The sequence below is a fragment of the Paenibacillus sp. B01 genome (assembly GCF_009649995.1).
GTDB classification, from domain to species: Bacteria; Bacillota; Bacilli; order Paenibacillales; family Paenibacillaceae; genus Paenibacillus_O; species Paenibacillus_O pasadenensis.
In genome coordinates, this window is sequence record NZ_CP045802.1 from 2,800,544 (window position 1) to 2,821,753 (window position 21,210).

20 protein-coding genes are annotated in these 21,210 nt (G+C 63.9%); 17 read left to right on the top strand and 3 right to left on the bottom strand.

Going from position 1 to position 21,210, the window contains the following annotated elements; all coding sequences use genetic code 11:
- Positions 1-74 precede the first annotated feature (74 nt).
- Genes GE073_RS12120 through GE073_RS12130 form a run of 3 tightly spaced genes read left to right on the top strand, consistent with a single transcriptional unit; the run spans position 75 to position 2,339 of the window.
- Complete coding sequence (locus tag GE073_RS12120; RefSeq protein WP_028598352.1) at positions 75-488, top strand: MerR family transcriptional regulator; 414 nt, start codon at positions 75-77, stop codon at positions 486-488.
- A gap of 48 nt (positions 489-536) precedes the next feature.
- A complete protein-coding gene (gene glnA, locus GE073_RS12125) occupies positions 537-1,865 on the top strand; it encodes a type I glutamate--ammonia ligase (RefSeq protein ID WP_028598351.1) in 1,329 nt (442 codons plus the stop codon).
- Positions 1,866-1,880: 15 nt separating this feature from the next.
- Positions 1,881-2,339 (top strand): GNAT family N-acetyltransferase, encoded by a 459-nt coding sequence (locus tag GE073_RS12130; protein WP_028597638.1) that lies wholly within the window; start codon positions 1,881-1,883, stop codon positions 2,337-2,339.
- Positions 2,340-2,452: 113 nt separating this feature from the next.
- On the opposite strand, the gene GE073_RS12135 is transcribed toward GE073_RS12130, so the two are convergent.
- Entirely contained in the window at positions 2,453-3,394 is a 942-nt protein-coding gene (locus tag GE073_RS12135; RefSeq protein ID WP_028597639.1) for an ArsR/SmtB family transcription factor, read from the bottom strand.
- 173 nt (positions 3,395-3,567) lie between these two features.
- On the opposite strand from GE073_RS12135, the gene GE073_RS12140 reads away from it, so the two are divergent.
- The 3 genes from GE073_RS12140 (at position 3,568) to GE073_RS12150 (ending at position 6,098) form a co-directional block, all read left to right on the top strand.
- Entirely contained in the window at positions 3,568-5,067 is a 1,500-nt protein-coding gene (locus GE073_RS12140; RefSeq protein ID WP_153783528.1) for an alpha-N-arabinofuranosidase, read from the top strand.
- A gap of 6 nt (positions 5,068-5,073) precedes the next feature.
- Positions 5,074-5,343 carry a DUF6171 family protein gene (locus GE073_RS12145; RefSeq protein ID WP_028597641.1) on the top strand — a complete coding sequence of 90 codons (270 nt, stop codon included), beginning with the start codon at positions 5,074-5,076 and terminating at the stop codon, positions 5,341-5,343.
- 176 nt (positions 5,344-5,519) lie between these two features.
- Positions 5,520-6,098: a hypothetical protein gene (locus tag GE073_RS12150; RefSeq protein ID WP_153783529.1), complete on the top strand. Its 579-nt coding sequence runs from the start codon at positions 5,520-5,522 to the stop codon at positions 6,096-6,098.
- Positions 6,099-6,260: 162 nt separating this feature from the next.
- Here the strand turns inward: GE073_RS12150 and lexA are convergent, their stop codons facing one another.
- The gene (lexA, locus tag GE073_RS12155; RefSeq protein ID WP_028597642.1) at positions 6,261-6,884 is read right to left on the bottom strand and encodes a transcriptional repressor LexA; all 624 of its coding nucleotides are present in this window, start codon (positions 6,882-6,884) and stop codon (positions 6,261-6,263) included.
- Positions 6,885-7,091: 207 nt separating this feature from the next.
- On the opposite strand from lexA, the gene GE073_RS12160 reads away from it, so the two are divergent.
- The 5 genes from GE073_RS12160 to GE073_RS12180 all read left to right on the top strand — a co-directional run bounded on the left by GE073_RS12160 (position 7,092) and on the right by GE073_RS12180 (position 10,344).
- Entirely contained in the window at positions 7,092-7,574 is a 483-nt protein-coding gene (locus GE073_RS12160; RefSeq protein WP_084136657.1) for a LysM peptidoglycan-binding domain-containing protein, read from the top strand.
- Between the two features lie 158 nt (positions 7,575-7,732).
- Positions 7,733-7,927, top strand: coding sequence for a DUF896 domain-containing protein (locus GE073_RS12165; protein WP_028597643.1), 195 nt, complete (start codon positions 7,733-7,735; stop codon positions 7,925-7,927).
- 1 nt (position 7,928) lies between these two features.
- Positions 7,929-8,927 (top strand): aldo/keto reductase, encoded by a 999-nt coding sequence (locus tag GE073_RS12170; protein ID WP_101809108.1) that lies wholly within the window; start codon positions 7,929-7,931, stop codon positions 8,925-8,927.
- A 64-nt stretch (positions 8,928-8,991) separates the two neighbouring features.
- Positions 8,992-9,519 (top strand): hypothetical protein, encoded by a 528-nt coding sequence (locus tag GE073_RS12175; RefSeq protein WP_101809109.1) that lies wholly within the window; start codon positions 8,992-8,994, stop codon positions 9,517-9,519.
- A gap of 39 nt (positions 9,520-9,558) precedes the next feature.
- Positions 9,559-10,344 (top strand): HAD family hydrolase, encoded by a 786-nt coding sequence (locus GE073_RS12180; RefSeq protein WP_101809110.1) that lies wholly within the window; start codon positions 9,559-9,561, stop codon positions 10,342-10,344.
- 189 nt (positions 10,345-10,533) lie between these two features.
- Here GE073_RS12180 and GE073_RS12185 read toward each other — a convergent pair whose 3' ends face one another.
- Positions 10,534-11,076, bottom strand: a complete 543-nt coding sequence (locus GE073_RS12185; protein WP_028597647.1) for a 1,2-dihydroxy-3-keto-5-methylthiopentene dioxygenase — start codon at positions 11,074-11,076, stop codon at positions 10,534-10,536.
- A 156-nt stretch (positions 11,077-11,232) separates the two neighbouring features.
- Here GE073_RS12185 and metH point away from each other — a divergent pair, with 156 nt between their 5' ends.
- From metH to GE073_RS12215, 6 genes are all read left to right on the top strand, one after another.
- A complete protein-coding gene (gene metH / locus GE073_RS12190) occupies positions 11,233-14,673 on the top strand; it encodes a methionine synthase (protein WP_028597648.1) in 3,441 nt (1,146 codons plus the stop codon).
- 61 nt (positions 14,674-14,734) lie between these two features.
- Positions 14,735-15,685 carry a ribonuclease Z gene (gene rnz / locus GE073_RS12195; protein WP_028597649.1) on the top strand — a complete coding sequence of 317 codons (951 nt, stop codon included), beginning with the start codon at positions 14,735-14,737 and terminating at the stop codon, positions 15,683-15,685.
- Positions 15,686-15,897: 212 nt separating this feature from the next.
- A complete protein-coding gene (locus GE073_RS12200) occupies positions 15,898-18,180 on the top strand; it encodes a DEAD/DEAH box helicase (protein WP_028597650.1) in 2,283 nt (760 codons plus the stop codon).
- The gene (locus tag GE073_RS12205) at positions 18,177-19,496 is read left to right on the top strand and encodes a ribonuclease H-like domain-containing protein (RefSeq protein WP_028597651.1); all 1,320 of its coding nucleotides are present in this window, start codon (positions 18,177-18,179) and stop codon (positions 19,494-19,496) included. The genes GE073_RS12200 and GE073_RS12205 overlap by 4 nt, the downstream gene beginning before the upstream one ends.
- Positions 19,493-20,341, top strand: a complete 849-nt coding sequence (locus GE073_RS12210) for an HAD-IIA family hydrolase (RefSeq protein WP_052332982.1) — start codon at positions 19,493-19,495, stop codon at positions 20,339-20,341. Before GE073_RS12205 ends, GE073_RS12210 begins: the two co-directional genes overlap by 4 nt.
- A 49-nt stretch (positions 20,342-20,390) precedes the next feature.
- Positions 20,391-21,209, top strand: coding sequence for an Fpg/Nei family DNA glycosylase (locus tag GE073_RS12215; protein ID WP_028597653.1), 819 nt, complete (start codon positions 20,391-20,393; stop codon positions 21,207-21,209).
- The last annotated feature ends 1 nt before the right edge of the window (position 21,210 follow it).

Genomic DNA, 21,210 nt, shown 5'->3' on the forward strand with positions numbered 1-21,210 from the left:
CATCGGTTGACACCTTCATGTCCTGCAGGTACAATAAGCTCATCCCTTATCGAAACTGGAAGGTTGATGTGAACATGGCTGACGATATACGCCGCAATATGGCGCTATTCCCGATCGGGATCGTAATGAAGCTGACCGACTTGACCGCGCGTCAGATCCGCTACTACGAGCAGCATGAGCTGATCGTGCCGGCGCGGACTTCCGGCAACCAGCGTCTGTTCTCCTTCAACGACGTCGAGCGCCTGCTCGAGATCAAGTCGCTGATCGAGAAGGGCGTGAATATCGCCGGCATCAAGCAGGTCATGAATCCGGTATCCAAGGAATCCGAGGAAGCGACCGTCATGACCGAAATTTCCGAGGTTCGCCGCCGCGAGCTCAGCGACTCGCAGCTCCGCCTGCTGCTCAAGCAGCAGCTGCAGGAGAAGCGCCCCGGCAAGGCTTCCCTCATCCAGGGCCAGCTCAGCCGCTTTTTCAACAACAAACGATAACCGAGTCCTATTCCCGACCACCTACTCTACTGCGAGGAGCCGATATTCGTGAGCTATACGAAAGATGACATCACCCGCATCGCCCAGGAGCAGAACGTCCGCTTCATCCGCCTGCAATTCACCGATCTGCTCGGCACGATCAAAAACGTGGAGATTCCGGTCAGCCAGCTTGAAAAAGCGCTCGACAACAAAATGATGTTTGACGGATCTTCCATCGAAGGTTATGTCCGCATCGAGGAATCCGACATGTACCTTTATCCGGATCTGAGCACCTGGGTCGTTTTCCCCTGGGTGACGCAGGATCGCGTCGCGCGCCTCATCTGCGACATCTACATGCCGGACGGCACGCCGTTCGCGGGCGACCCGCGCGGCATCCTCAAGCGCGCGCTCAAGGAAGCCGAGGAGATGGGCTTCACGGCGATGAACGTCGGTCCGGAGCCGGAATTCTTCCTGTTCAAGACGAACGAGAAAGGCGAGCCGACAACCGAGCTCAACGACCAGGGCGGCTACTTCGACCTGGCGCCGATGGATCTCGGCGAGAACTGCCGCCGCGAGATCGTGCTGACGCTCGAGGAGATGGGCTTCGAGATCGAGGCTTCCCACCACGAGGTGGCTCCGGGACAGCATGAGATCGACTTCAAGTACGCCGACGCGATCAAGGCAGCGGACCAGATCCAGACGTTCAAGCTTGTCGTCAAGACGGTCGCCCGCCAGCACGGCCTGCATGCGACGTTCATGCCCAAGCCGCTGTTCGGCGTGAACGGCTCCGGCATGCACTGCCACCAGTCGCTGTTCCGCGGCAGCGAGAACGCGTTTTATGACGAGAGCGACGCGCTCGGCCTGAGCGCGACGGCGCGCCAGTACATGGCCGGAGTGCTGCGCCATGCGCGCGCGATGGCCGCCATCACCAACCCGACGGTCAACAGCTACAAGCGGCTCGTGCCGGGCTACGAAGCTCCGTGCTACGTCGCCTGGTCGGCGAGCAACCGCAGCCCGATGATCCGCATCCCGGCGTCCCGCGGCCTCAGCACGCGCGTCGAGGTGCGCAATCCGGATCCGGCGGCCAACCCGTACTTGGCGCTGGCAGTCATGCTGAAGGCCGGCCTGGACGGCATCAAGAACAAGTATCCGCTGCCGGCTCCGACCGATCGCAACATCTACGTCATGACCGACGAGGAGCGCTTGGACGAAGGCATCCCGAGCCTGCCGGAAGACCTGCGCGAGGCGCTCACGGAGCTGCTCCGCAGCGAGATCGTCACCGAGGCGCTCGGCGACCATGCGCTGGCCCACTTCTACGAGCTCAAAGAGATCGAATGGGACATGTACAAGACGCAAGTGCATGAATGGGAGCGCGATCAGTATCTGACGCTGTATTGATGAGGGCTTAGCAAGATGAAGATCATCATCGACGATTTGAACGGCCCCGAGATCCAGGCGCTGATCGCCGAGCATCTGCGCGACATGGCGGACAGCTCTCCGCCGGAGAGCGTCCATGCGCTCGATCTGAGCGGCTTGAAAAAGCCGGAGGTCACCTTTTGGAGCGTGTGGGAGGACGGCGAGCTGCTCGGCTGCGGAGCGCTCAAGCAGCTCGATGCCCGTCACGGAGAGCTGAAGTCGATGCGGACGGCATCCCGTCATCTGCGCAAGGGCGTGGCGCGGGCGCTCGTGGAGCATATCATCGGCGAAGCGCGCCGCCGCGGCTACGAGCGGCTCAGCCTGGAGACCGGCTCGATGGAGTCTTTCTTCCCGGCCCAGAGGCTTTATGCTTCGTTCGGATTCGTCGAATGCGGTCCGTTCGCGAGCTATGTACTGGACCCGAACAGCCTGTTCATGACCAAGGAGCTGGCGTAGGCGGACTCGGCTGCGCGCTTGCGTCAGCCAGCCGCGATGCTTGAAGCAAGCGAATCAGCATGATAAAAAAGAGCGTTGTCCCTTTTGCGGACAACGCTCTTTTTTGGCTTTGCTCAAGGAGCGGAAGGCTCGCCGTCCTCATAGACGACCTCCAGCGCCATGTTTTCGTCATAATTGCCGAAGCCTTTGCCGAACAGCGTCATGCCTCCGCGATGGACGGCATCCTCTTCGACGGACAGACGCAGCGTCCATTCGCGGCGGCGCAGCTCGATATCCTGCAGCCGCACCTCGGACAGCTTGAGTCCGTCCATGAACGTCCCGTCGCCGGTGACGCGCAGCTGCTTGAGCAAGCCGTATTGATTCGTGAACGGCGACCACCATTCGGGCGTGAATTTGCCGGGCCGATCGCCGTAATCGCCGGGGCTTGTCCAGGTGCACAGCTTGACGCCGTTCAGCGTGAAGGTGATGTCCGAAGGGAAGTGGTTGTTCGTCGAGGGCGCCTCCGAAGCGACCTCGAGCGTCAGCGTGAGCTCAAGCGGCCTTTGGCTGGACAGCAGATAGTTCGGCGCTTTGTATTCGACAAAGCCCTTGCCGCCGAACCAGAGGATCGCGGCGGAGATGCGGCCCGGCTCCCAGAAGTAGCGCGGATCGTCGAAGCTGCCGATGACGCTTTCCGTCGTGGCGAGGCCGCAGGTCGGCTCGATGCGGAAGTCCGAGTAATGTCCGACCGGCAGCTCGATCCGGTGGCTTTTGCGGCGGACGGGAGGCAGGTCGTCGGCAAACCGGACCTGCAAGGAGCGGGCGGCAGGCTGGCATATTTTCTGCACGCCGCTTTTGCCTGGAACGAGCTCGTAACGGAGCAGTCCCGCTTCGGCAAGCTTGCGCACATGCATCGTCATGATGGCGCTGGACAGGCTGCAGGCGGCCGCCAGCTCCTTGACGTTCATCGGCTTGTCCTGAAGCAGCCGCAGGATGCGCAGCCGGACCGGACTGGCCAGCGCCTCGTAGACAGGCAAGGAAGCCTCGGTCAGGTCAAGCGAGAGATCTTGTTCCATGGAATCGAATCCTTTTCAAGTCATTTTGTCTTCATCGTAAGGAAGCGGCGGATGAAATACAAGCAAGGCCTTGCCGCTGTGCAAAACACGTTGACGGATGGAAAGACGTTCCGTATACTATTCGCGTAGCTATTACTAGATTAATAATAACATTAATTAAAGGAGCGTCAACCATGACCGCAAAAGGCATTTTGAATCTGGACATCCAAAAAGGCAAGATCGACCGAAATGTATACGGGCATTTTTCGGAGCATCTGGGCCGCTGCATCTACGAGGGCCTCTGGGTCGGCGAGGACTCGCCCATTCCGAATACGAACGGCATCCGCAACGATGTCGTGGAAGCGCTTAAACAGATCCGGGTTCCGGTGCTGCGCTGGCCGGGAGGCTGCTTCGCGGACGAGTACCATTGGAAGGACGGCATCGGCTCGCGCGAGAAGCGCAAGCGCATGATCAACACGCATTGGGGCGGCGTTGTCGAGAACAACCATTTCGGGACGCATGAATTCATGGAGCTGTGCCGGCAGATCGGCTGCGAGCCTTACATCAACGGCAACGTCGGCAGCGGCACGGTGCAGGAGATGGCCGAATGGGTGGAGTACCTGACCTTCGAGGGCGTCTCCCCGATGGCGGAGCTGCGCGCGGAAAACGGCCGCGAGGAGCCGTGGAAGGTGACGTACTTCGGCGTCGGCAACGAGAACTGGGGCTGCGGAGGCAACATGCGGCCGGAGTATTATGCCGATCTGTACCGCCGCTACCAGACCTATGTCCGCAACTACGGCGGCAACCGGATCGAGCGCATCGCTTGCGGCGCGAATTCCGACGACTATCGCTGGACCGAGGTGCTCATGCGCGAGGCGGGACGATTCATGGACGCGCTGACGCTTCATTACTACACGCTGCCGCGCGACAGCTGGCAGGACAAGGGCGACGCGACCGGCTTCGACGAGGCGGAGTGGTTCTCCACGCTCCGGAAGTCGCTCCGCATGGACGAGCTGATCACGCGCCACAGCGCGATCATGGATCAATATGATCCGGATGCCCGAGTGGCGCTCATCGTCGACGAATGGGGAACCTGGTACAACGTCGAGCCGGGCACGAACCCGGGCTTCCTGTATCAGCAGAACACGATCCGCGACGCGCTGGTCGCATCGCTGACGTTCCATATTTTCCACGAGCATAATCGCCGCGTGCGGATGGCGAACATCGCGCAGACGGTCAACGTGCTGCAGGCGGTCGTACTGACGGAGGGAGACAAGGCGCTGCTGACGCCGACTTATCATGTGTTCGACATGTACAAGGTTCATCAGGATGCCGAGCGGCTGGACCTGCAGCTGACGAGCGGCAGCTATCGCTTCGGCGAGGAAGAGATTCCGGCGGTCAGCGGGACGGCGACCCGCGACCAGGAAGGGAACGTCCACATCAGCCTCTGCCATCTCGATCCTCATGCTTCGGCGGAGACGACGCTGTCTCTGCGCGGCCTGCAGGATGGCGGCAGCTGGTCGGGCCTCGTGCTCGCCGGAGACAGCATCGACGCGCACAACACGTTCGAGCATCCGGAGCGCTTGCGTCCGGAGGCGTTCGACGGCTTCAAGCGGCAGGGCGAGGAGCTGGTCGTGACGCTGCCGCCGATGTCGGTCGTGACGCTGAAGCTGAGCGCGCCGGCCCAAGCCTGACGCAGCATGGCCGATACCGACTGCAAGGGCTGCCGGGAAGGCTACCGGGTGACCGAGGCGCAGATGCAGAGGCTGCTTGCGACGTCGGCATTCGCCCCGGACAAGCGGGTCGAGGCGGCGACCTATGAGCGCCGCCTCGAGGCCTGCCGATCGTGCGCGAAGCTGGAGGATGGAGTCACTTGCCGGGCCTGCGGCTGCATCATGCCCGTTGTCGCCTGGCTGCGAGCGCGCGAATGTCCTTTGCCGGGGCAGCGGCGATGGGCGAGCGAGCCGTAACGGCGACGGGCAGTCAGACGGGAGGAACGGCTCCGGCAGCTTGGACCGGGCGATCGGGCAGGATCGCCGGTTCCGGCTGCGGAGCCGTTTTTTTGCTGCCGTCCTTCCGGTCTATCGCTCTCGACGTCCGCATATGCTGAGTCCGAGAGAATCGGCAACGGAAGGGAGTGACATGCATGAGCTCGTCCCGCAGGCGGGTCCCGTCCGGGCCGCTGCCGCCATCGGCGCTATCCCGAACGGCCGGCGTCATGCTGCCGCTGTACCGGGAGTTCCTGCGCAGCAGGAAGTTCGCCGAACGCTGGTGCGAAGCGGTGCGCGAGGCGGATCTCGACACGCTGCTGAAGCTGCTCGCCCGGTTCGTGCCGCGCCGGGACATCCAATCGTTCAGTACGAACGGCATCGGCTTTTTCGCGGATGTGCGGGTCGAGGAGCCGTTCGGGCATTATACCAACGCGACGACGATCGTGCCCGGCATGGCGCAGTTCACCTTTCAGCCGGAAGCGCTGCGGCTCATCAGCCGTGCGATCCTGCCGCTTTATCGGAGGCTGTCGTCGAATCCGGCCTATGCGCGGCTGGTCGCGCTGGCGGTCAGCCGCAGCGACGAGGGGAGGCTGAGGCGCCTCGTGCTGCCTTATGCCCGAAGCCGCTATCTTGCCGGCATCCATATCGAGAGCGCGGGCTTTTATATGAGCTTCAAGCTGCCGGGAAGCCGCCTCGTCTATGTGAATGAATTTTTCCAGGAGAAGCTTCGTTGAACGCCGCCTCGGCATCGCGAAAAACGAGAACCTTTGACAAAAAAGCGCGCACTCTGTCGGAGTGCGCGCTTCGTTGAATAAGGGCGGAAGCGGCTGGGTAATGAAGGAAACTCGGCGCCGTCAGGCCTCTCGGGACGAGCGGCCGGAAAAGGACGGACAAGCTCAGTGGATGTCGCGGAACAATCCGATCACCTTGCCGAGGATGCTGACATTTTTGAGCCGAATCGGCTCCATCGAGGCGTTTTCGGGCTGCAGGCGGATGTGGTCCTTCTCTTTGTAGAAGGTCTTGACGGTGGCCTCGTCGTCCTCCGTCATCGCGACGACGATGTCGCCGTTGGTCGCGGAGGACTGCTGGCGGACGATGACGTAATCGCCGCTATGTATGCCGGCCTCGATCATGCTGTCGCCGATGACGCTGAGCATGAACACGTCATGGTCGCCGACGAAATGGGCCGGGAGGGGGAAGTACTCCTCGATGTTCTCCGTAGCGGTGATCGGCATGCCGGCCGTGACCTTGCCGACGACCGGAATCTTGCTGACCGCGGTCGGGAAGGGCAGCTCCGTCGGGGAATCGCCGTCGAGGATCTCGATCGCGCGCGGCTTGGTCGGGTCGCGGCGGATCAGGCCTTTCTTCTCCAGGCGGTCGAGATGGCCGTGGACGGTCGAGCTGGATGCCAGCCCTACCGCTTCGCCGATCTCGCGGACCGAAGGCGGGTATCCCTTGTCGCGGACTTCGTTTTTGATGAAGTCGAGAATCGCCTGCTGGCGGTTGGACACTTTAGACATCGCACTCACTCCAAGAATAGGTATAGTAGACCATACGCGTTTTCAAAAGTATACCACAGAACCCGAGTTCGTACAAACATAAGTTCGAGAAACAGCTGTTCGCCCGATCGATCGCAGGGAAGGGAACAAATGTTCCAAAATGCCGTTGACGGAAACAAGCGTTCGTGCTAATCTGAAGCCAGAACAAATGTTTGGGGAGTGGATCTCATGTTGACATTATCGGGATACAGCAGTCCAAGACAAGCCGCATCTTCGCCGTACGACGGCGGGCTCTCGCCCATGACCTCCGATATGGACCGCGCCGCGAGCCAGCTCCGCCGCGCATCCTCTGCCCGTGCCGGCGCCGGGCCGCGGCGTGCCGCCGCGAGCCGCGAGCGGGCTTCGTTCCGGCCGGCTTCCTCATGGACGGTCCGCCGCCTGCTGCCGTGGACGGTCTCGGCGCTGCTGCTTGTCCTGCTTCTCGTCAGCCTCTGGGGCGTCGGCGGAGCCGAGGGAGCCGAGATCGCTCCGGCTGGACCGGACGAAGGAACCGTAGTCGTGACCGCCGGCGATACGCTCTGGTCGATCGCCTCCGCTCATGCCATCGCCGCCGATACCCGGGAGGGCGTCTACCGCCTACAGAAGCGCAACGGCCTCGCTTCCCCGTCGATCGAGCCAGGCGACACGCTCATCATTCCGGCTACCCGCTGACCTTCAGCCTATGCTGCGGCCTCCCCCCATAATGAGAGACTCCCCAATCAGCCCTCCGGCCTCCGCCTGAGGGCCGGGCTGCTTTCTTGACATGTCTTCCCTCATCGTTCAAAGTGAGAAGGAAAAGCATTTTTCGGTCGAGGGGGGAGGAATCGGAAGTGGATATCAATGCGCTGATCAACCGGATCAACGAGCTGTCCCGCAAGGATAAGACGATCGGACTCACGCCCGATGAAGTCATAGAGCGCACCCGCCTGCGCAAGGAATACCTGGACAATTTCAAGCGCAATTTCAGGCAGCAGCTGGACAGCATCGAATGGACGGACGGACCGGAAAAGGAGAAGGAGGAATAGCATGGAATACCGTCTTCTTGGCCGCAGCGGCCTCGTCGTCTCGGAGCTGTGCCTCGGGACGATGACGTTCGGCCATACCGCGTCGGAATCCGACAGCGCGCGCATGATCGAGGAATTCCGCGAGCAGGGCGGGAACTTCCTCGATACCGCGAACGTATATGTGCAGGGCCGCTCGGAGGAGATCGTCGGACGCGCGATCAAGCCGTATCGGGACGAGATCGTGCTCGCGACAAAGGTGCGGATGCGCACCGAGCCCCATGTCAACGGCGTCGGCTTGTCCCGCAAGCATATCGTGCAGAACGTAGAGGCAAGCTTGAAGCGGCTCGGCACGGACTATATCGATCTTTATCAGGTGCATGTGTGGGACCGCCTCACTCCGCTCGACGAGACGCTGCGCGCGCTCGACGATCTCGTGGCCGCCGGCAAGGTGCGCTACATCGGCTGCTCCAACTATCTCGCCTGGCAGATGATGAAGGCGCTCTCCATCAGCGATGCGAGGGGATGGTCGCGCTTCGTAAGCGTGCAGCCTCAATACAGCCTCGCCTGCCGGGACATCGAGCGCGAGCTGGTGTCGCTCAGCCTGGAGGAGAATGTCGGCATCATTCCGTGGGCGCCGCTTGCAGGGGGCTTCCTGACCGGCCGCTACGGCAAGGACAAGCCGGCGGAAGGCCGGCTGTCTCGTCCGTCGGGAGAGAGCGCATGGGAGCTGCGGGCGACCGACCGCAACTTCGCCATCCTGGACAAGCTTCAGGAGATCGCCGAGGCGGCGGGGCGGACCCCGGCCCAGACGGCGCTGCGCTGGCTTATCCAGGCGCCCGGCGTCGTCTCGCCGATCTTCGGCGCCAGCACGCTGGAGCAGTTCCGCGACAACATGGGCGCCGCGGGCTGGACGCTGCCGCCGGACGCCTGGTCGGAGCTGGACGAGGCGAGCCGCCTGCCGGACGATTATCCGACGCGCTTCATCCGCAAGTTCGAACGCGGCCTGATCCCGGCCGAATGACGAGCGGGCCGCGCGCGGCCCTCTTCAACGAGTAGAAAAGAATTCTAGATGGAGGTCATCCGATTTGTCACGCTCCTGGGAACGCAAGGTGCGCCGGAATTCGGCGCAGCTCAACAAGAATTTGAAAAAAAGAGGCATCGATCCGATCGCGGCGAAAAGCTCTGCCGCCAGCTCGAGCGCGACGACGCGCTTCAAGGGCCGCAACTTCATCTCGCCGATCCTGCTGCTGCTGTTCGTCGGCGCCTATACACTGCTGATGCCGATGCAGGATCAGGGAGACGGCACGAGCCAGACGATGAACTGGTTTGTCGTCGCCGCATACGCGTTCCTCGCGCTGATGTTCTTCGTGCGGCGCCCGTACCTGCAGGTCGGAGCGGATCATGTGCAGACTCGCCGCATGATGGGGGACAAGCGTCTTGGCAAGGATGAGATCAAAAGCATCATGGTGCAAAAGGGATATGTCGTCATCCAGCCGGCCAAAGGCGGCAACTGGGTGTTCTCGCGCTTGATGAACCGCTATCCGGTCGAGCAGATGGGCGAACGGCTGGAGAAGCTGGCTGCGGCGCACGGCATTCCTTTCCAAAAAAGCTAGCCTAGACAATTCGGACGAGTGCCGGGGGGAGACGGGAACATGGCGAAACAAGCGGTTCTATTCGATTTGGACGATACGCTGCTCTGGGACGAGCGCAGCGTGGAGGAGGCCTTCCGCGCCACATGCGAGCTCGCCGAGGCGAAGCGGGGAGTCGATCCCGCCAGCCTGGAGCGGGCGGTTCGCGAGGCGGCGCGGGAGCTGTACAGCTCCTTTGAGACGTTTGAGTTTACCAAAAGCATCGGCATCAACCCGTTCGAGGGGCTCTGGGCGCGCTTCAGCGGCGGCGAGCATGAGTCGTTCCGCAAGCTGGAGCAGCTCGCGCCGAGCTACCGTCGGGAATCGTGGACGCGCGGTCTGGCCGCGCTCGGCGTGGACGATCCGGAGCTCGGAGCCGAGCTGGCGGAGAAGTTCCCCGAGGAGCGGCGCAAGCGCCCGATCGTGTATGAGGAGACGTTCGAGGTGCTGGACGCGCTCAAAGGCAAGTACAAGCTGCTGCTGCTGACGAATGGCACGCCGGATCTGCAGGAGGAGAAGCTGCTCGGCGTGCCGGAGCTGACTCCTTATTTCGACGAGATCGTCATCAGCGGCAACTATGGCATCGGCAAGCCGGACGCCAGCCTGTTCCGCCATGCGCTGGAGCTCATCGGCGTGCAGCCCGAGGATGCGGTCATGGTCGGCGACAAGCTGACGACGGATATCCTCGGCGCCAATACGATCGGTATGACGAGCATCTGGGTCAATCGCGACGGCAAGACGCGCTCGGACGAAATCGTGCCGCAGCATGAGATCTCGCGGCTCGACCAGCTGCTTCAGCTGCTCGGCTGAGGGAAGTGCCATGCGGACCTGCGGGTCCGCAATGCCGTTCGACCGCACGAGTCCAATGGGCCGCATGGGCCGGCGGGACTCATGCGGCCGCGGCGGGCGGCCCTCCGAGCCGCCCGATTCCATCGCACAGCAAAGCGCCTGCTCCGCAAGGAGCAGGCGCTTTTTCATCGTTGTGCCGCAGGAATGGAATCAGGCCTTTTGAAACTCCGGATCGGAGTAGTCATGCGCGATCCAGCCGTCCTTCTCGATGAACAGGCGCACGGCGACGATCTTGCGGTTGTCCATCAGCGTGAAGAAATGGGGCTTGTTCTCCGGTACGGAGATGACATCGCCCGCCTCGAGCTCGACGTCGAAGTAGCCGACATCGTCCGTGCCCTTGATGATGAAGATGCCGCGTCCGGCCGTAATGGCGCGGATCTCGTCCTCGGTATGCGTATGGACGTTCTCGAACTTGGCGAGCAGCTCCTCGATGTTCGGCGTCGCCTCGGACAGCGTGATGATGTCCCAGATCTGATAGCCGCGGCGGCTTGCCAGATCGCGGATCTCGGCATCGTACGTCTCGAGGATGCGGGCTTTCTCCTCATCGGTCAGGACGAACTTCTCGCGCAGCGATTCGTCCAGCTTGTCCGGATTCCAATGCTCGTACAGCACTTCCTGCGAATCCAAAAATGCTTTGACCTGCTCCTCGCCGGAGATGCGCTCGTCCGTATTGCGGATGCGAATTTCAGCCATGGCTAATTCCCTCTTTTCCTATGGGCATGTATTGGATAAGCTTATACCCTCTATTATAAATCAACTTGCACAGCTTGTCGATGAGAGTTCTTTTCACTCGGCTCTTCTTCTGCTACACTAAACGGTAATGATTTTTGGGGGGAAGGGTGTAGAGAATTGTCGAAGCCGACTTTGCATGAAATGCTGGAAAAGCGCATCCTGATCATGGACGGAGCGATGGGCACGATGATCCAGCAGGCGGATCTCCGTCCCGAGGATTTTGGCGGCGAGGAGCTCGACGGCTGCAACGAGATGCTCGTGCTGACGCGTCCGGACGTCATCCGATCCATCCATGAGCAGTACCTCGAGGCGGGCGCGGATCTGATCGAGACGAACACGTTCGGCGGAGCCAGCATCGTGCTGGCCGAGTACGACATTCCCGAAAAGGCGCGCGAGATCAATCTGGCCGCCGCCCGGATCGCCCGCCAGGCGGCGGATCGCTTCAGCACGCCGGAGCATCCTCGCTTCGTCGTCGGCGCGATCGGGCCGACGACGAAAACGCTGTCGGTGACCGGCGGCGTCACCTTCGACGGCCTCGTCGAGAGCTACCGCGAGCAGGCGCTCGCGCTGATCGAAGGCGGCGTCGACGCGATGCTGCTGGAGACGAGCCAGGATACGCTCAACGTCAAGGCCGGCAGCATCGCCATCCGCGAAGCGTACGAGCTGGCGGGCGTGAAGCTGCCGCTCATGATCTCGGGCACGATCGAGCCGATGGGCACGACGCTGGCCGGTCAGAACATCGAGTCGTTCTACATCTCGCTGGAGCATCTGGAGCCGATCTCGATCGGCCTCAACTGCGCGACCGGACCGGAGTTCATGCGCGACCATATCCGTACGCTGAGCGACATCGCCCATGCGGCGATCAGCTGCTATCCGAACGCCGGCCTGCCGGACGAGAACGGCCAGTACCATGAATCGCCGCAGTCGCTCGCGCTCAAGATGGGCGCCTTCGCCGAGCGCGGCTGGCTCAACATCGCCGGCGGCTGCTGCGGCACGACGCCGGCCCATATCCGCGCGCTGGCGGAGACGATGGCCGGCTACGCCCCCCGGCAGCGGAAAGGCTCGCACGCCCCGGCCGTGTCCGGCATCGAGACGGTCTACATCGAGCCGGACAACCGGCCCTACATGGTCGGCGAACGCACGAACGTGCTCGGCTCCCGCAAGTTCAAGCGGCTGATCGTCGAGGGCAAGTACGAGGAGGCGGCGGAAATCGCCCGCGCCCAGGTCAAGAAAGGCGCGCATGTCATCGACGTCTGCCTGCAGGACCCGGATCGCGACGAAAGCGAGGACATGCGGCGCTTCCTGGAAATCGTCGTCAAGCTCGTCAAGGCGCCGCTCGTCATCGACACGACCGATCCTGCCGTCATCGAGCTGTCGCTCAAGTACTCGCAGGGCAAGGCGATCATCAACTCGATCAACCTGGAGGACGGGGAAGAGAAGTTCGAGGCGGTCGTGCCGATCCTGCACAAGTACGGCGGCGCCGTCGTCGTCGGCACGATCGACGAGCGCGGCCAGGCGATCAAGCGGGAGGACAAGCTGGCGGTCGCGCAGCGCTCCTACGACCTGCTCGTCGGCAAGTACGGGCTGCAGCCGGAGGACATCATTTTCGATCCGCTCATGTTCCCGGTCGGCACCGGCGACGAGCAGTACATCGGCTCCGCCGAGGAGACGGTCGAGGGCATCCGGCTCATCAAGCAGGCGATGCCGCGCTGCCATACGATCCTCGGCATCAGCAACATCAGCTTCGGCTTGCCGGAGGCCGGCCGCGAGGTGCTGAACTCCGTCTACCTGTACGAATGCACCAAGGCGGGCCTCGACTACGCGATCGTCAACACGGAGAAGCTCGAGCGCTACGCTTCGATCCCCGAGCATGAGCGCAAGCTGGCGGAGGATCTCATCTACCGGACGAACGACGAGACGCTCGCCGCCTTCGTCGCCGCCTTCCGCGAGAAGAAGGTCGAGCGGAAGGAGAAGAAATCGAGCCTGCCGCTCGACGAGCGCCTCGCGTCCTATGTGGTGGAGGGGACGAAGGAAGGGCTGTTCGCCGACCTCGACGAAGCGCTGCTCGCGCAGGCTCCGCTCGAGATCATCAACGGTCCGCTCATGAAGGGCATGGACGAGGTCGGCCGGCTGTTCAACAACAACGAGCTGATCGTAGCCGAGGTGCTGCAGAGCGCGGAGGTGATGAAGGCGTCGGTCGCCCATCTGGAGCCGTTCATGGAGAAGAACGAGTCGTCGGTCAAGGGCAAGATCATCCTGGCGACCGTCAAGGGCGACGTGCACGACATCGGCAAGAACCTCGTCGAGATTATTCTTGCCAATAACGGGTATCATATCGTAAACCTGGGCATCAAGGTGCCGCCGGAGCAGCTGATCGAAGCGCAGCGCCGGGAAAAGGCCGATGCGATCGGCCTCTCCGGCCTGCTCGTCAAGTCGGCTCAGCAGATGGTCGTCACCGCGCAGGATCTCCGGAATGCGGAGATCGACGTGCCGATCCTTGTCGGCGGCGCGGCGCTGACCCGCAAGTTCACGAAAACCCGGATCGGACCGGAGTACGACGGCCTCGTCCTGTATGCCAAGGATGCGATGGACGGCCTCGACATCGCCAACAAGCTGATGAACAAGGATCACCGCGCGGCGCTCGAAGCCGAGCATGCGGAGCAGAAGGCGTCCGGAGCGGTCGCCGTCGAGGAAAAGCCGCAGCTGCCGCAGCTGACGCGCGCGGTCCGCAGCAAAATTTCGCAGGACGCGCCGGTATTCGTGCCGCCGGATCTGGAGCGCCATATTCTCCGCAGCGTGCCGATTCCGCAGATCGTGCCGTATGTGAACATGCAGATGCTGCTCGGCCACCATCTCGGCGTGCGCGGCAAGGTCGAGGAGCTGCTCGCGCAGCGGGATGAAAAGGTCGTCGCGCTCAAAGAGACCGTCGACGGCATTCTCGCCGAAGCGGCGCGGGACGGCATCATCCAGGCGCATGGCATGTACCGGTTCTTCCCGGCGCAATCGGACGGAAACGATATCGTCGTTTATGATCCTCAGGACCAAGCGAAGGTGCTGAAGCGCTTCAGCTTCCCGCGCCAGCAGGTGGAGCCTCATCTTTGCCTCGCCGACTATTTGCGCAGCGTCGAGAGCGGCGAGATGGACTACGTCGGCTTCCTCGTCGTGACGGCCGGAGCGGGCGTGCGGGATTTGGCGGGCGAGTGGAAGGACAAGGGCGACTACCTGCGCTCCCATGCGCTGCAGGCGGTGGCGCTCGAGGTGGCCGAGGGACTCGCCGAACGCGTCCATCACATGATGCGCGACGTCTGGGGCTACCCCGATTCGCCGGAGATGACGATGAAGCAGCGGCATGGAGCGCGCTACCAGGGCATCCGCGTGTCGTTCGGCTATCCGGCTTGTCCGAATCTCGAGGATCAAGGGCCGCTGTTCGAGCTGATGCATCCGGAGGACATCGGCGTCGAGCTGACCGAGGGCTTCATGATGGAGCCGGAGGCTTCGGTTTCCGCGATGGTGTTCGCGCATCCGGAAGCGCAGTACTTCAACGTAGACAAAGCTTGAGCCGAAACCAAGGCGAGCCGCTTGCGGACGCATCCGGAGGGAAGGAAAGGAGGAGGGAGCGATGGAGCTGACGTTTCTAGGCACGGGGGCGGGAAGGCCGTCGCGGCAGCGCAACGTCACCGCCATGGCGCTGACGCTGCCTCCGCCTCGCTGCTCGGCATGGCTGTTCGATTGCGGGGAGGCGACGCAGCATCAGCTCATGAACACGCCGATCAAGATCAGCCGGATCGAAGCCGTGTTCATCACGCATCTGCACGGCGATCATGTAAACGGCTTGCCCGGCCTGCTGAGCAGCCGCTCCTACCATCCTGGGGCCGGCCCGCTGCGCCTGTTCGGGCCGACGGGGCTCAAGGCCTATCTCGAGGCCGTCTTCAGCGCGACCTACTCGCATCTGGAGTACGAGCTGATCGTAACCGAGCTGGTCGAAGGCGTCGTTTATGAAGAGGACGATTACACGGTAGAGGCGTATCCGCTGCAGCATCGGGTTCCTTGCTGGGGCTACCGCCTTACGGAAAAAGACCGCCCGGGAGCGCTGGACGCCGAGAAGGCGCGCGCGCTCGGCGTCCCGTTCGGCCCGCTGCTCGGCCAGCTCAAAAACGGCCGCGACGTCCGCCTGCCGGACGGGCGGACCGTGCGCAGCTCGGACGTCACGGCTCCCGACCGCAAAGGCCGGGTCATCACGATCCTCGGCGACACGGTGCCCTGCGATAACATCGCGCGGCTCGCGGCGAACGCCGACCTGCTCGTGCACGAGGCGACGTTCCAGGGCGACATGGCCGAGAAAGCCGCCGCCTACGGGCATTCGACGACGCTGCAGGCGGCGGAGGCGGCGCGGCAGGCTGGGGCGAAGCGGCTGTACATGACGCATTTCAGCAGCCGCTACCGCGACGAGGACATGGACGGCCTTGTCGCCGAGGCGCGGACGCTGTTCCCGGAAAGTTATGCGGGAGCGGATCTGCTCGCGATCGAAGTGCCGAGGCCCGGCGAGCCAGAGACGGACGGGACCTGCTGAGCGAGCCTTCCGGCCTTGCGGCGCAGCTTGAAGCGATTGATGTCGGCTTCCTTCAGGGAGCCGATTTTTTTGCCTTTCCTCCGTTCGAACCCCGTTAATCATTAACCTCGTTAAAATTAGATGGGATTAATTCGATGCCGAGGAAAGGATTGCGGGCCGAACATGCATTCTGTACAATAGAAAGACTTGAAGCAAAGAGCGGAGGGAAGACCATGAACCGATGGACGGGAAGAGCGGACAGCCTGGACGACTGGCTGCTGGAGCTTCGGGATGACCCCGAAATCATGGAGCATGTGACCCATTGGCAGACGATTCCGGCCCGCGAGGCGCGGACGCGTCCGTTCCCGGACGAGCTGCATCCGAAGCTCGCCGAGGCGCTGCGGTGCAAGGGCATCGAAGCGCTGTTCACCCATCAGCATGACGCTTACCGGCATGTGCGCGCGGGCAGGCATGTCGTCGCCGTGACGCCGACGGCCTCCGGCAAGACGATGTGCTACAACCTGCCGGTGCTGCAGTCGCTGCTCGAGGACGATGCGGGACGGGCGCTCTACTTGTTCCCGACAAAAGCGCTGGCGCAGGATCAGGTGGCGGAGCTGCAGCAGCTCGCCGACCGGATGGAGGTCGAGCTCAAGACGCATACCTATGACGGGGACACGCCGCCGCAGGTGCGCCAGGCGATCCGCAATGCCGGCCACATCGTCGTGACGAATCCCGACATGCTGCATTCGGCGATCCTGCCGCATCATACGAAGTGGGTCAAGCTGTTCGAGAACATCCGCTACATCGTCATCGACGAGCTGCACGCCTACCGCGGCGTGTTCGGCAGCCATGTCGCCAACGTCATCCGCCGGCTGCTCCGCATCTGCCGCTTCTACGGCTCGGAGCCGCAGTTCATCTGCGCCTCGGCGACGATCGACAATCCGCAGGAGCATGCCGAGCGGCTGCTCGGCTGTCCGGTCGCGCTCGTCGACGACAACGGCGCGCCAATGGGAGAGAAGCACTTCATCTTCTACAACCCGCCGGTCGTCAATCAGCAGCTCGGCATCCGCCGCAGCAGCGTGCTCGAGACGCGCAAGCTGGCGGCGCGCCTGCTCCAGCAGGGCGTGCAGACGATCGTGTTCGCGCGCAGCCGCGTGCGGGTCGAGCTGCTGCTGACGTATTTGCAGGACGCGGTGCGCGGCAAGCTGGACGACCGGACGATCCGCGGCTACCGCGGCGGCTATCTGCCCAAGCTGCGGCGCGAGATCGAAAAGGGACTGCGCACGGGAGAGATCCGCGGCGTCGTCAGCACGAACGCGCTGGAGCTCGGCATCGACATCGGCCAGCTGCAGGCTTGCGTCATGAACGGCTATCCCGGCACGGTGGCGAGCACCTGGCAGCAGTCGGGGCGCGCCGGGCGCAGGCAGACGAGCTCGGTGACGTTCCTCGTCGCCAGCAGCAATCCGCTCGACCAGTACATGGTCCAGCATCCGGACTTCTTCTTCAGCGCTCCGCCGGAGCGCGCGCTCATCCATCCCGACAACCTGCTCATCCTCATCGACCATGTCAAATGCGCCGCCTACGAGCTCCCGTTCCGCGCGGGCGACACGTTCGGCGGCGAGCGGCTCGAGGACATGCTCGAGTTCCTCACGGAGGAAAAGGTGTTGCATCACGTCAAGGACCGCTGGTACTGGATGGAGCAGAGCTTTCCCGCGCACGGCATCTCGCTGCGCTCCGCCGCGCAGGAGAACGTCGTCATCATCGACCTCAGCGAGGGCAGCCGCGTGCTCGGCGAGGTCGACCGCTTCAGCGCGCCGACGCTCGTGCACGAGGAGGCGATCTACATCCACGAGGGCGTGCAGTACCAGGTGGAGAAGCTCGACTTTCCGGAAAAGAAAGCCTATGTGCGCCGCGTCGACGTCGACTACTATACGGATGCGAGCCTCGCGGTGGAGCTCAAGGTGCTCCATGCGGACAAGGAGCGGACGAGCGGCCGGCTGCGGCTGCAGTACGGAGAGGTGACGGTCAACGCCAAGCCGACGATCTTCAAGAAGATCCGGCTGCGGACGCACGAGAACATCGGCTCCGGTCCGATCCATCTGCCCGAGGAGGAGCTGCACACGAGCGCCTACTGGTTCAGCTTCAGCCCGGAGGCGGCGGAAGGGATGAACGCGAACGACATGCAGTTCGCGCTGCTCGGCCTGGCGAACGTGCTCGTGCATATCGCCCCGCTCTATCTGATGTGCGATCCGCTCGACATCCGCGTCGTGCCGCAGGTCAAGGCGGTGCATACGCAGCTGCCGACGATCTATTTCTACGACCGCTATCCGGGCGGCATCGGCCTCGCGGAGCGGCTGTACGCGGTGCATGACGAGCTGCTGGCCCGCGCCAGCGGATTGATCGCCTCATGCGGCTGCCTGAGCGGCTGTCCGGCCTGCGTCGGGCCGATCGAGGAGGTCGGGCTGCTCGGCAAGCGGCAGGCGCTGCAGCTCATCGGACAGGCGGTGCGCCCATGAGCTCGCTGCGGGATCGGATGAACCGGCTGCGCGGCGTCAAGCCGGCGGAGGAGCAGGAAGCATCGCCCGGCCGGTCGGAGCAGGAAGCGGCGGCGGAGTGCCTGGCCGCTGCCCACTACGAAGAGGGCGATGCGGGCCCGGGCTGGGCGGAGCTCGGCGTGCGGCTGCATGTCAATGAATCCGGCGAATGCCTTGAGCGCCGCCTGCGGCTGCCGCTGACGCATCGCAGCGGCCATCACCGGCTGCAGGAGTGGACCGATGCCTGCGCCCGGCTGGCCGCTTTTCATCCGGAGGCGGGGGCGGCGCCGCTGCCGGGCGACGTGCTGTTCCTCGACCTCGAGACGACCGGGCTCGGCGGCGGGACCGGCAACGTGCCGTTCATGACGGGGCTCGGCTACTTCGAGGCGGACCGTTATGTCGTGCGGCAATTCCTGATCCGCCATCCGGCGGAGGAGCGGGCGATGCTCGCCGAGCTGGAGGCGCTGCTGCCGCGCTTCCGCTGGCTGGCCACGTACAACGGCCGCTCGTTCGACTGGCCGCTCGTGCAGACGCGCCTCATTTTGAACGGCCTCGGCCGCTCGCTGCCGGAGCTGCTGCATCTCGACTTCCTCCATCCGTCGCGCAGCATCTGGAAAAACACCCTCGCCTCCTGCCGGCTGAGCCATGTGGAGGAGGAGCGGCTCGGCATCTTCCGCGAGGACGACGTGCCGGGCTCGATGGCTCCGACGCTGTACTTCCGCTATTTGGCGGAAGATGACCCCTCCGTGCTCGAAGGCGTGTTCCGCCACAACGAGCAGGACATGGTGACGCTGGCCTGCCTCGGCATCCGCTTCGGCCGGCTGCTCGCCGGCGAGGCCGGAGCGGCTTTTCCGATGCCGGACGCCGGCGAGGAGCTGCTGCGGACCGGCCTTTGGCTGGAGCGGATGGGCGAGGCCGAGGAGGCGGAGCGGCTGTACGGGCGGCTCGCCCGCCTCGGCGCCTCCCCGGACGTGCTGCACGGGCTCGCGATGAGGGACAAGAAGGCTGGCAATTGGGAACGCGCTGTGGTATTGTGGCAACGAGCCGCGGCCGTGGGCGCGGCGAGAGCCGTGCCCGACTGGCGCCCGCATGTCGAGCTGGCCATGTACTACGAGCACAAGGCCAAGGACAGCCTGGCTGCGCTGCTGCTGGCGGAGGAGGCGCTCGGCCTCGCCTCCGCGCATCCGCTCCAGAGGCGCGATTCCCGGCGCCGAGCGGAGCTCGAGGAGCTGCGCAAGCGCCGGGACCGCCTGCTCCGCAAGGCGGGGGCGGCATCAGACAGGGGGGCGGAAGCATGACGAACGAGACGGCGAAGCTGGAGCTTCCCGGACTGCGCCGGCCGGACCGGCCGATATCCGGCTTGCTGCTGGATCTGGACGGCACGATCTACCGCGGAGACGAGGCGATCGAAGGGGCGCCGGAGCTGATCGGATCGCTCCGCGCCGCGCGCATTCCTTATTTGTACGTGACGAACAATTCCTCGGCCAGCCCCGAGGACGTAGCCGAGCGGCTGCGCCGGATGGGCATTCCCGCCGAGGCGGACGAGGTGTGCACCTCCGCCCAGGCGGCGGCCGCGCATGCGGCGGAGCTGTATCCGGGCGGCCGCGTGTTCCTGATCGGCGAGAGCGGCTTGTCCGAGGCGCTGCTGGCGGCCGGACTGACGCTCGCGGACGAGGGCGCGGACGTGGTCGTGCAGGGCATCGACCGCGACTTTACATACGGCAAGGCGGCTGCCGCCGTGCGCGAGCTGCTCGGCGGGGCAGGCTATATCATGACCAATCCCGACCTGCTGCTGCCTTCCAAGGGCGGCCTGTTTCCCGGAGCGGGCTCGATCGGCGCGATGCTGCGCGCCGCGTCCGGCGTGGAGCCGGTGCTGATCGGCAAGCCGTCTCCGGTGCTGATGGACTACGCGCTGGAGCGGCTTGGACGGCCCGCGGACGAAGTGTGGGTCGTCGGCGACAATCTTGCGACCGACATCGCTTCGGGCGAAAGCTCGGGCTGCCGGACGATCCTCGTCCTGACGGGGCTTACGGATGCCGAGAGCTATGCGCGCTACGCCGAGGCGGCGGGCGTCCTGCCGTTCGCCTCCTGCGAGGGGCTCGCCGAGCTGTCCGCGTATATAACGCGCGGGAACGGGACATAAGAACGGGACGCGAAGTCCCTACACCATGAGGAAGGATGCGAAGCCAACCATGCCGGAATATCCCGAGATGGATCGATACCGCGTGCTGCTGTCGGACGCCTTGGCGGGGCAGAAGATCGTCTCCGCCGAGGTCGGCCGCGAAAAATCGCTGAATGTTCCCGCCGATGAGTTCATCCGCCGCGTGCAAGGACGCGCGGTCTGGTTCGTCGAGCGCCGGGGCAAGCATCTGCTGCTGCATCTGGACAGCGGCGAGCGCCTGCTCGCGCATCTGATGCTGGGCGGCTGGATGTTCTACGGCTCGGAGGAGGAAAAGCCGGACCGGACGGTGCAGGTGCGGCTCGGCTTCGAGCGCGGGAATCTGTACTTCATCGGGCTGCGGCTCGGCTATCTGCATCTGCTGAGCGCGCGCGAGGCGGAGGCGAGGCTCGCCGAGCTCGGTCCGGAGCCGCTCGATCCGAAGCTGACGGAGGAGCGGTTCGCGCAGCGGCTGCTCGCCAAAAAGCGAAGCGCGCTCAAGTCGGCGCTCGTCGACCAGAGCGTGCTGGCCGGCATCGGCAACTGCTACGCCGACGAGATCGCCTGGCAGGCGGAAGTGCGGCCGGGCGCGCGCATCGGCTCGCTGGAGCCGGCGACGCTGTCGAGGCTCTACGCGTCGACGCAGGCCGTGCTGACCGAGGCCAAGACGCTCGGCGGCTACATGGAGCATCCGTTCCGCGTCGGCGACGAGACGACGGGCGGCTACAACAGCCAGTGCAAGGTGTACGACCGGCCGGGCGAGCCTTGCCTGCGCTGCGGCACCAAGATCGTGCAGGAGGAGCAGTCGTCGCGCAAGGTGTTCTTCTGTCCGAGCTGCCAGAAGGAGCATTGAC

What these genes read in the sequence shown, in the direction of transcription:
- GE073_RS12135 (WP_028597639.1), bottom strand. Translation starts at nt 3,394, where the DNA reads ATGGAACAAGATCTCTCGCTTGACCTGACCGAGGCTTCCTTGCCTGTC.
- lexA (WP_028597642.1), bottom strand. Translation starts at nt 6,884, where the DNA reads ATGTCTAAAGTGTCCAACCGCCAGCAGGCGATTCTCGACTTCATCAAA.
- GE073_RS12170 (WP_101809108.1), top strand. Translation starts at nt 7,929, where the DNA reads ATGGAATACCGTCTTCTTGGCCGCAGCGGCCTCGTCGTCTCGGAGCTG.
- GE073_RS12200 (WP_028597650.1), top strand. Translation starts at nt 15,898, where the DNA reads ATGAACCGATGGACGGGAAGAGCGGACAGCCTGGACGACTGGCTGCTG.
- GE073_RS12185 (WP_028597647.1), bottom strand. Translation starts at nt 11,076, where the DNA reads ATGGCTGAAATTCGCATCCGCAATACGGACGAGCGCATCTCCGGCGAG.
- GE073_RS12180 (WP_101809110.1), top strand. Translation starts at nt 9,559, where the DNA reads ATGGCGAAACAAGCGGTTCTATTCGATTTGGACGATACGCTGCTCTGG.
- GE073_RS12140 (WP_153783528.1), top strand. Translation starts at nt 3,568, where the DNA reads ATGACCGCAAAAGGCATTTTGAATCTGGACATCCAAAAAGGCAAGATC.
- GE073_RS12215 (WP_028597653.1), top strand. Translation starts at nt 20,391, where the DNA reads ATGCCGGAATATCCCGAGATGGATCGATACCGCGTGCTGCTGTCGGAC.
- GE073_RS12130 (WP_028597638.1), top strand. Translation starts at nt 1,881, where the DNA reads ATGAAGATCATCATCGACGATTTGAACGGCCCCGAGATCCAGGCGCTG.
- GE073_RS12145 (WP_028597641.1), top strand. Translation starts at nt 5,074, where the DNA reads ATGGCCGATACCGACTGCAAGGGCTGCCGGGAAGGCTACCGGGTGACC.
- GE073_RS12160 (WP_084136657.1), top strand. Translation starts at nt 7,092, where the DNA reads ATGTTGACATTATCGGGATACAGCAGTCCAAGACAAGCCGCATCTTCG.
- rnz (WP_028597649.1), top strand. Translation starts at nt 14,735, where the DNA reads ATGGAGCTGACGTTTCTAGGCACGGGGGCGGGAAGGCCGTCGCGGCAG.
- GE073_RS12210 (WP_052332982.1), top strand. Translation starts at nt 19,493, where the DNA reads ATGACGAACGAGACGGCGAAGCTGGAGCTTCCCGGACTGCGCCGGCCG.
- GE073_RS12205 (WP_028597651.1), top strand. Translation starts at nt 18,177, where the DNA reads ATGAGCTCGCTGCGGGATCGGATGAACCGGCTGCGCGGCGTCAAGCCG.
- GE073_RS12150 (WP_153783529.1), top strand. Translation starts at nt 5,520, where the DNA reads ATGAGCTCGTCCCGCAGGCGGGTCCCGTCCGGGCCGCTGCCGCCATCG.
- GE073_RS12120 (WP_028598352.1), top strand. Translation starts at nt 75, where the DNA reads ATGGCTGACGATATACGCCGCAATATGGCGCTATTCCCGATCGGGATC.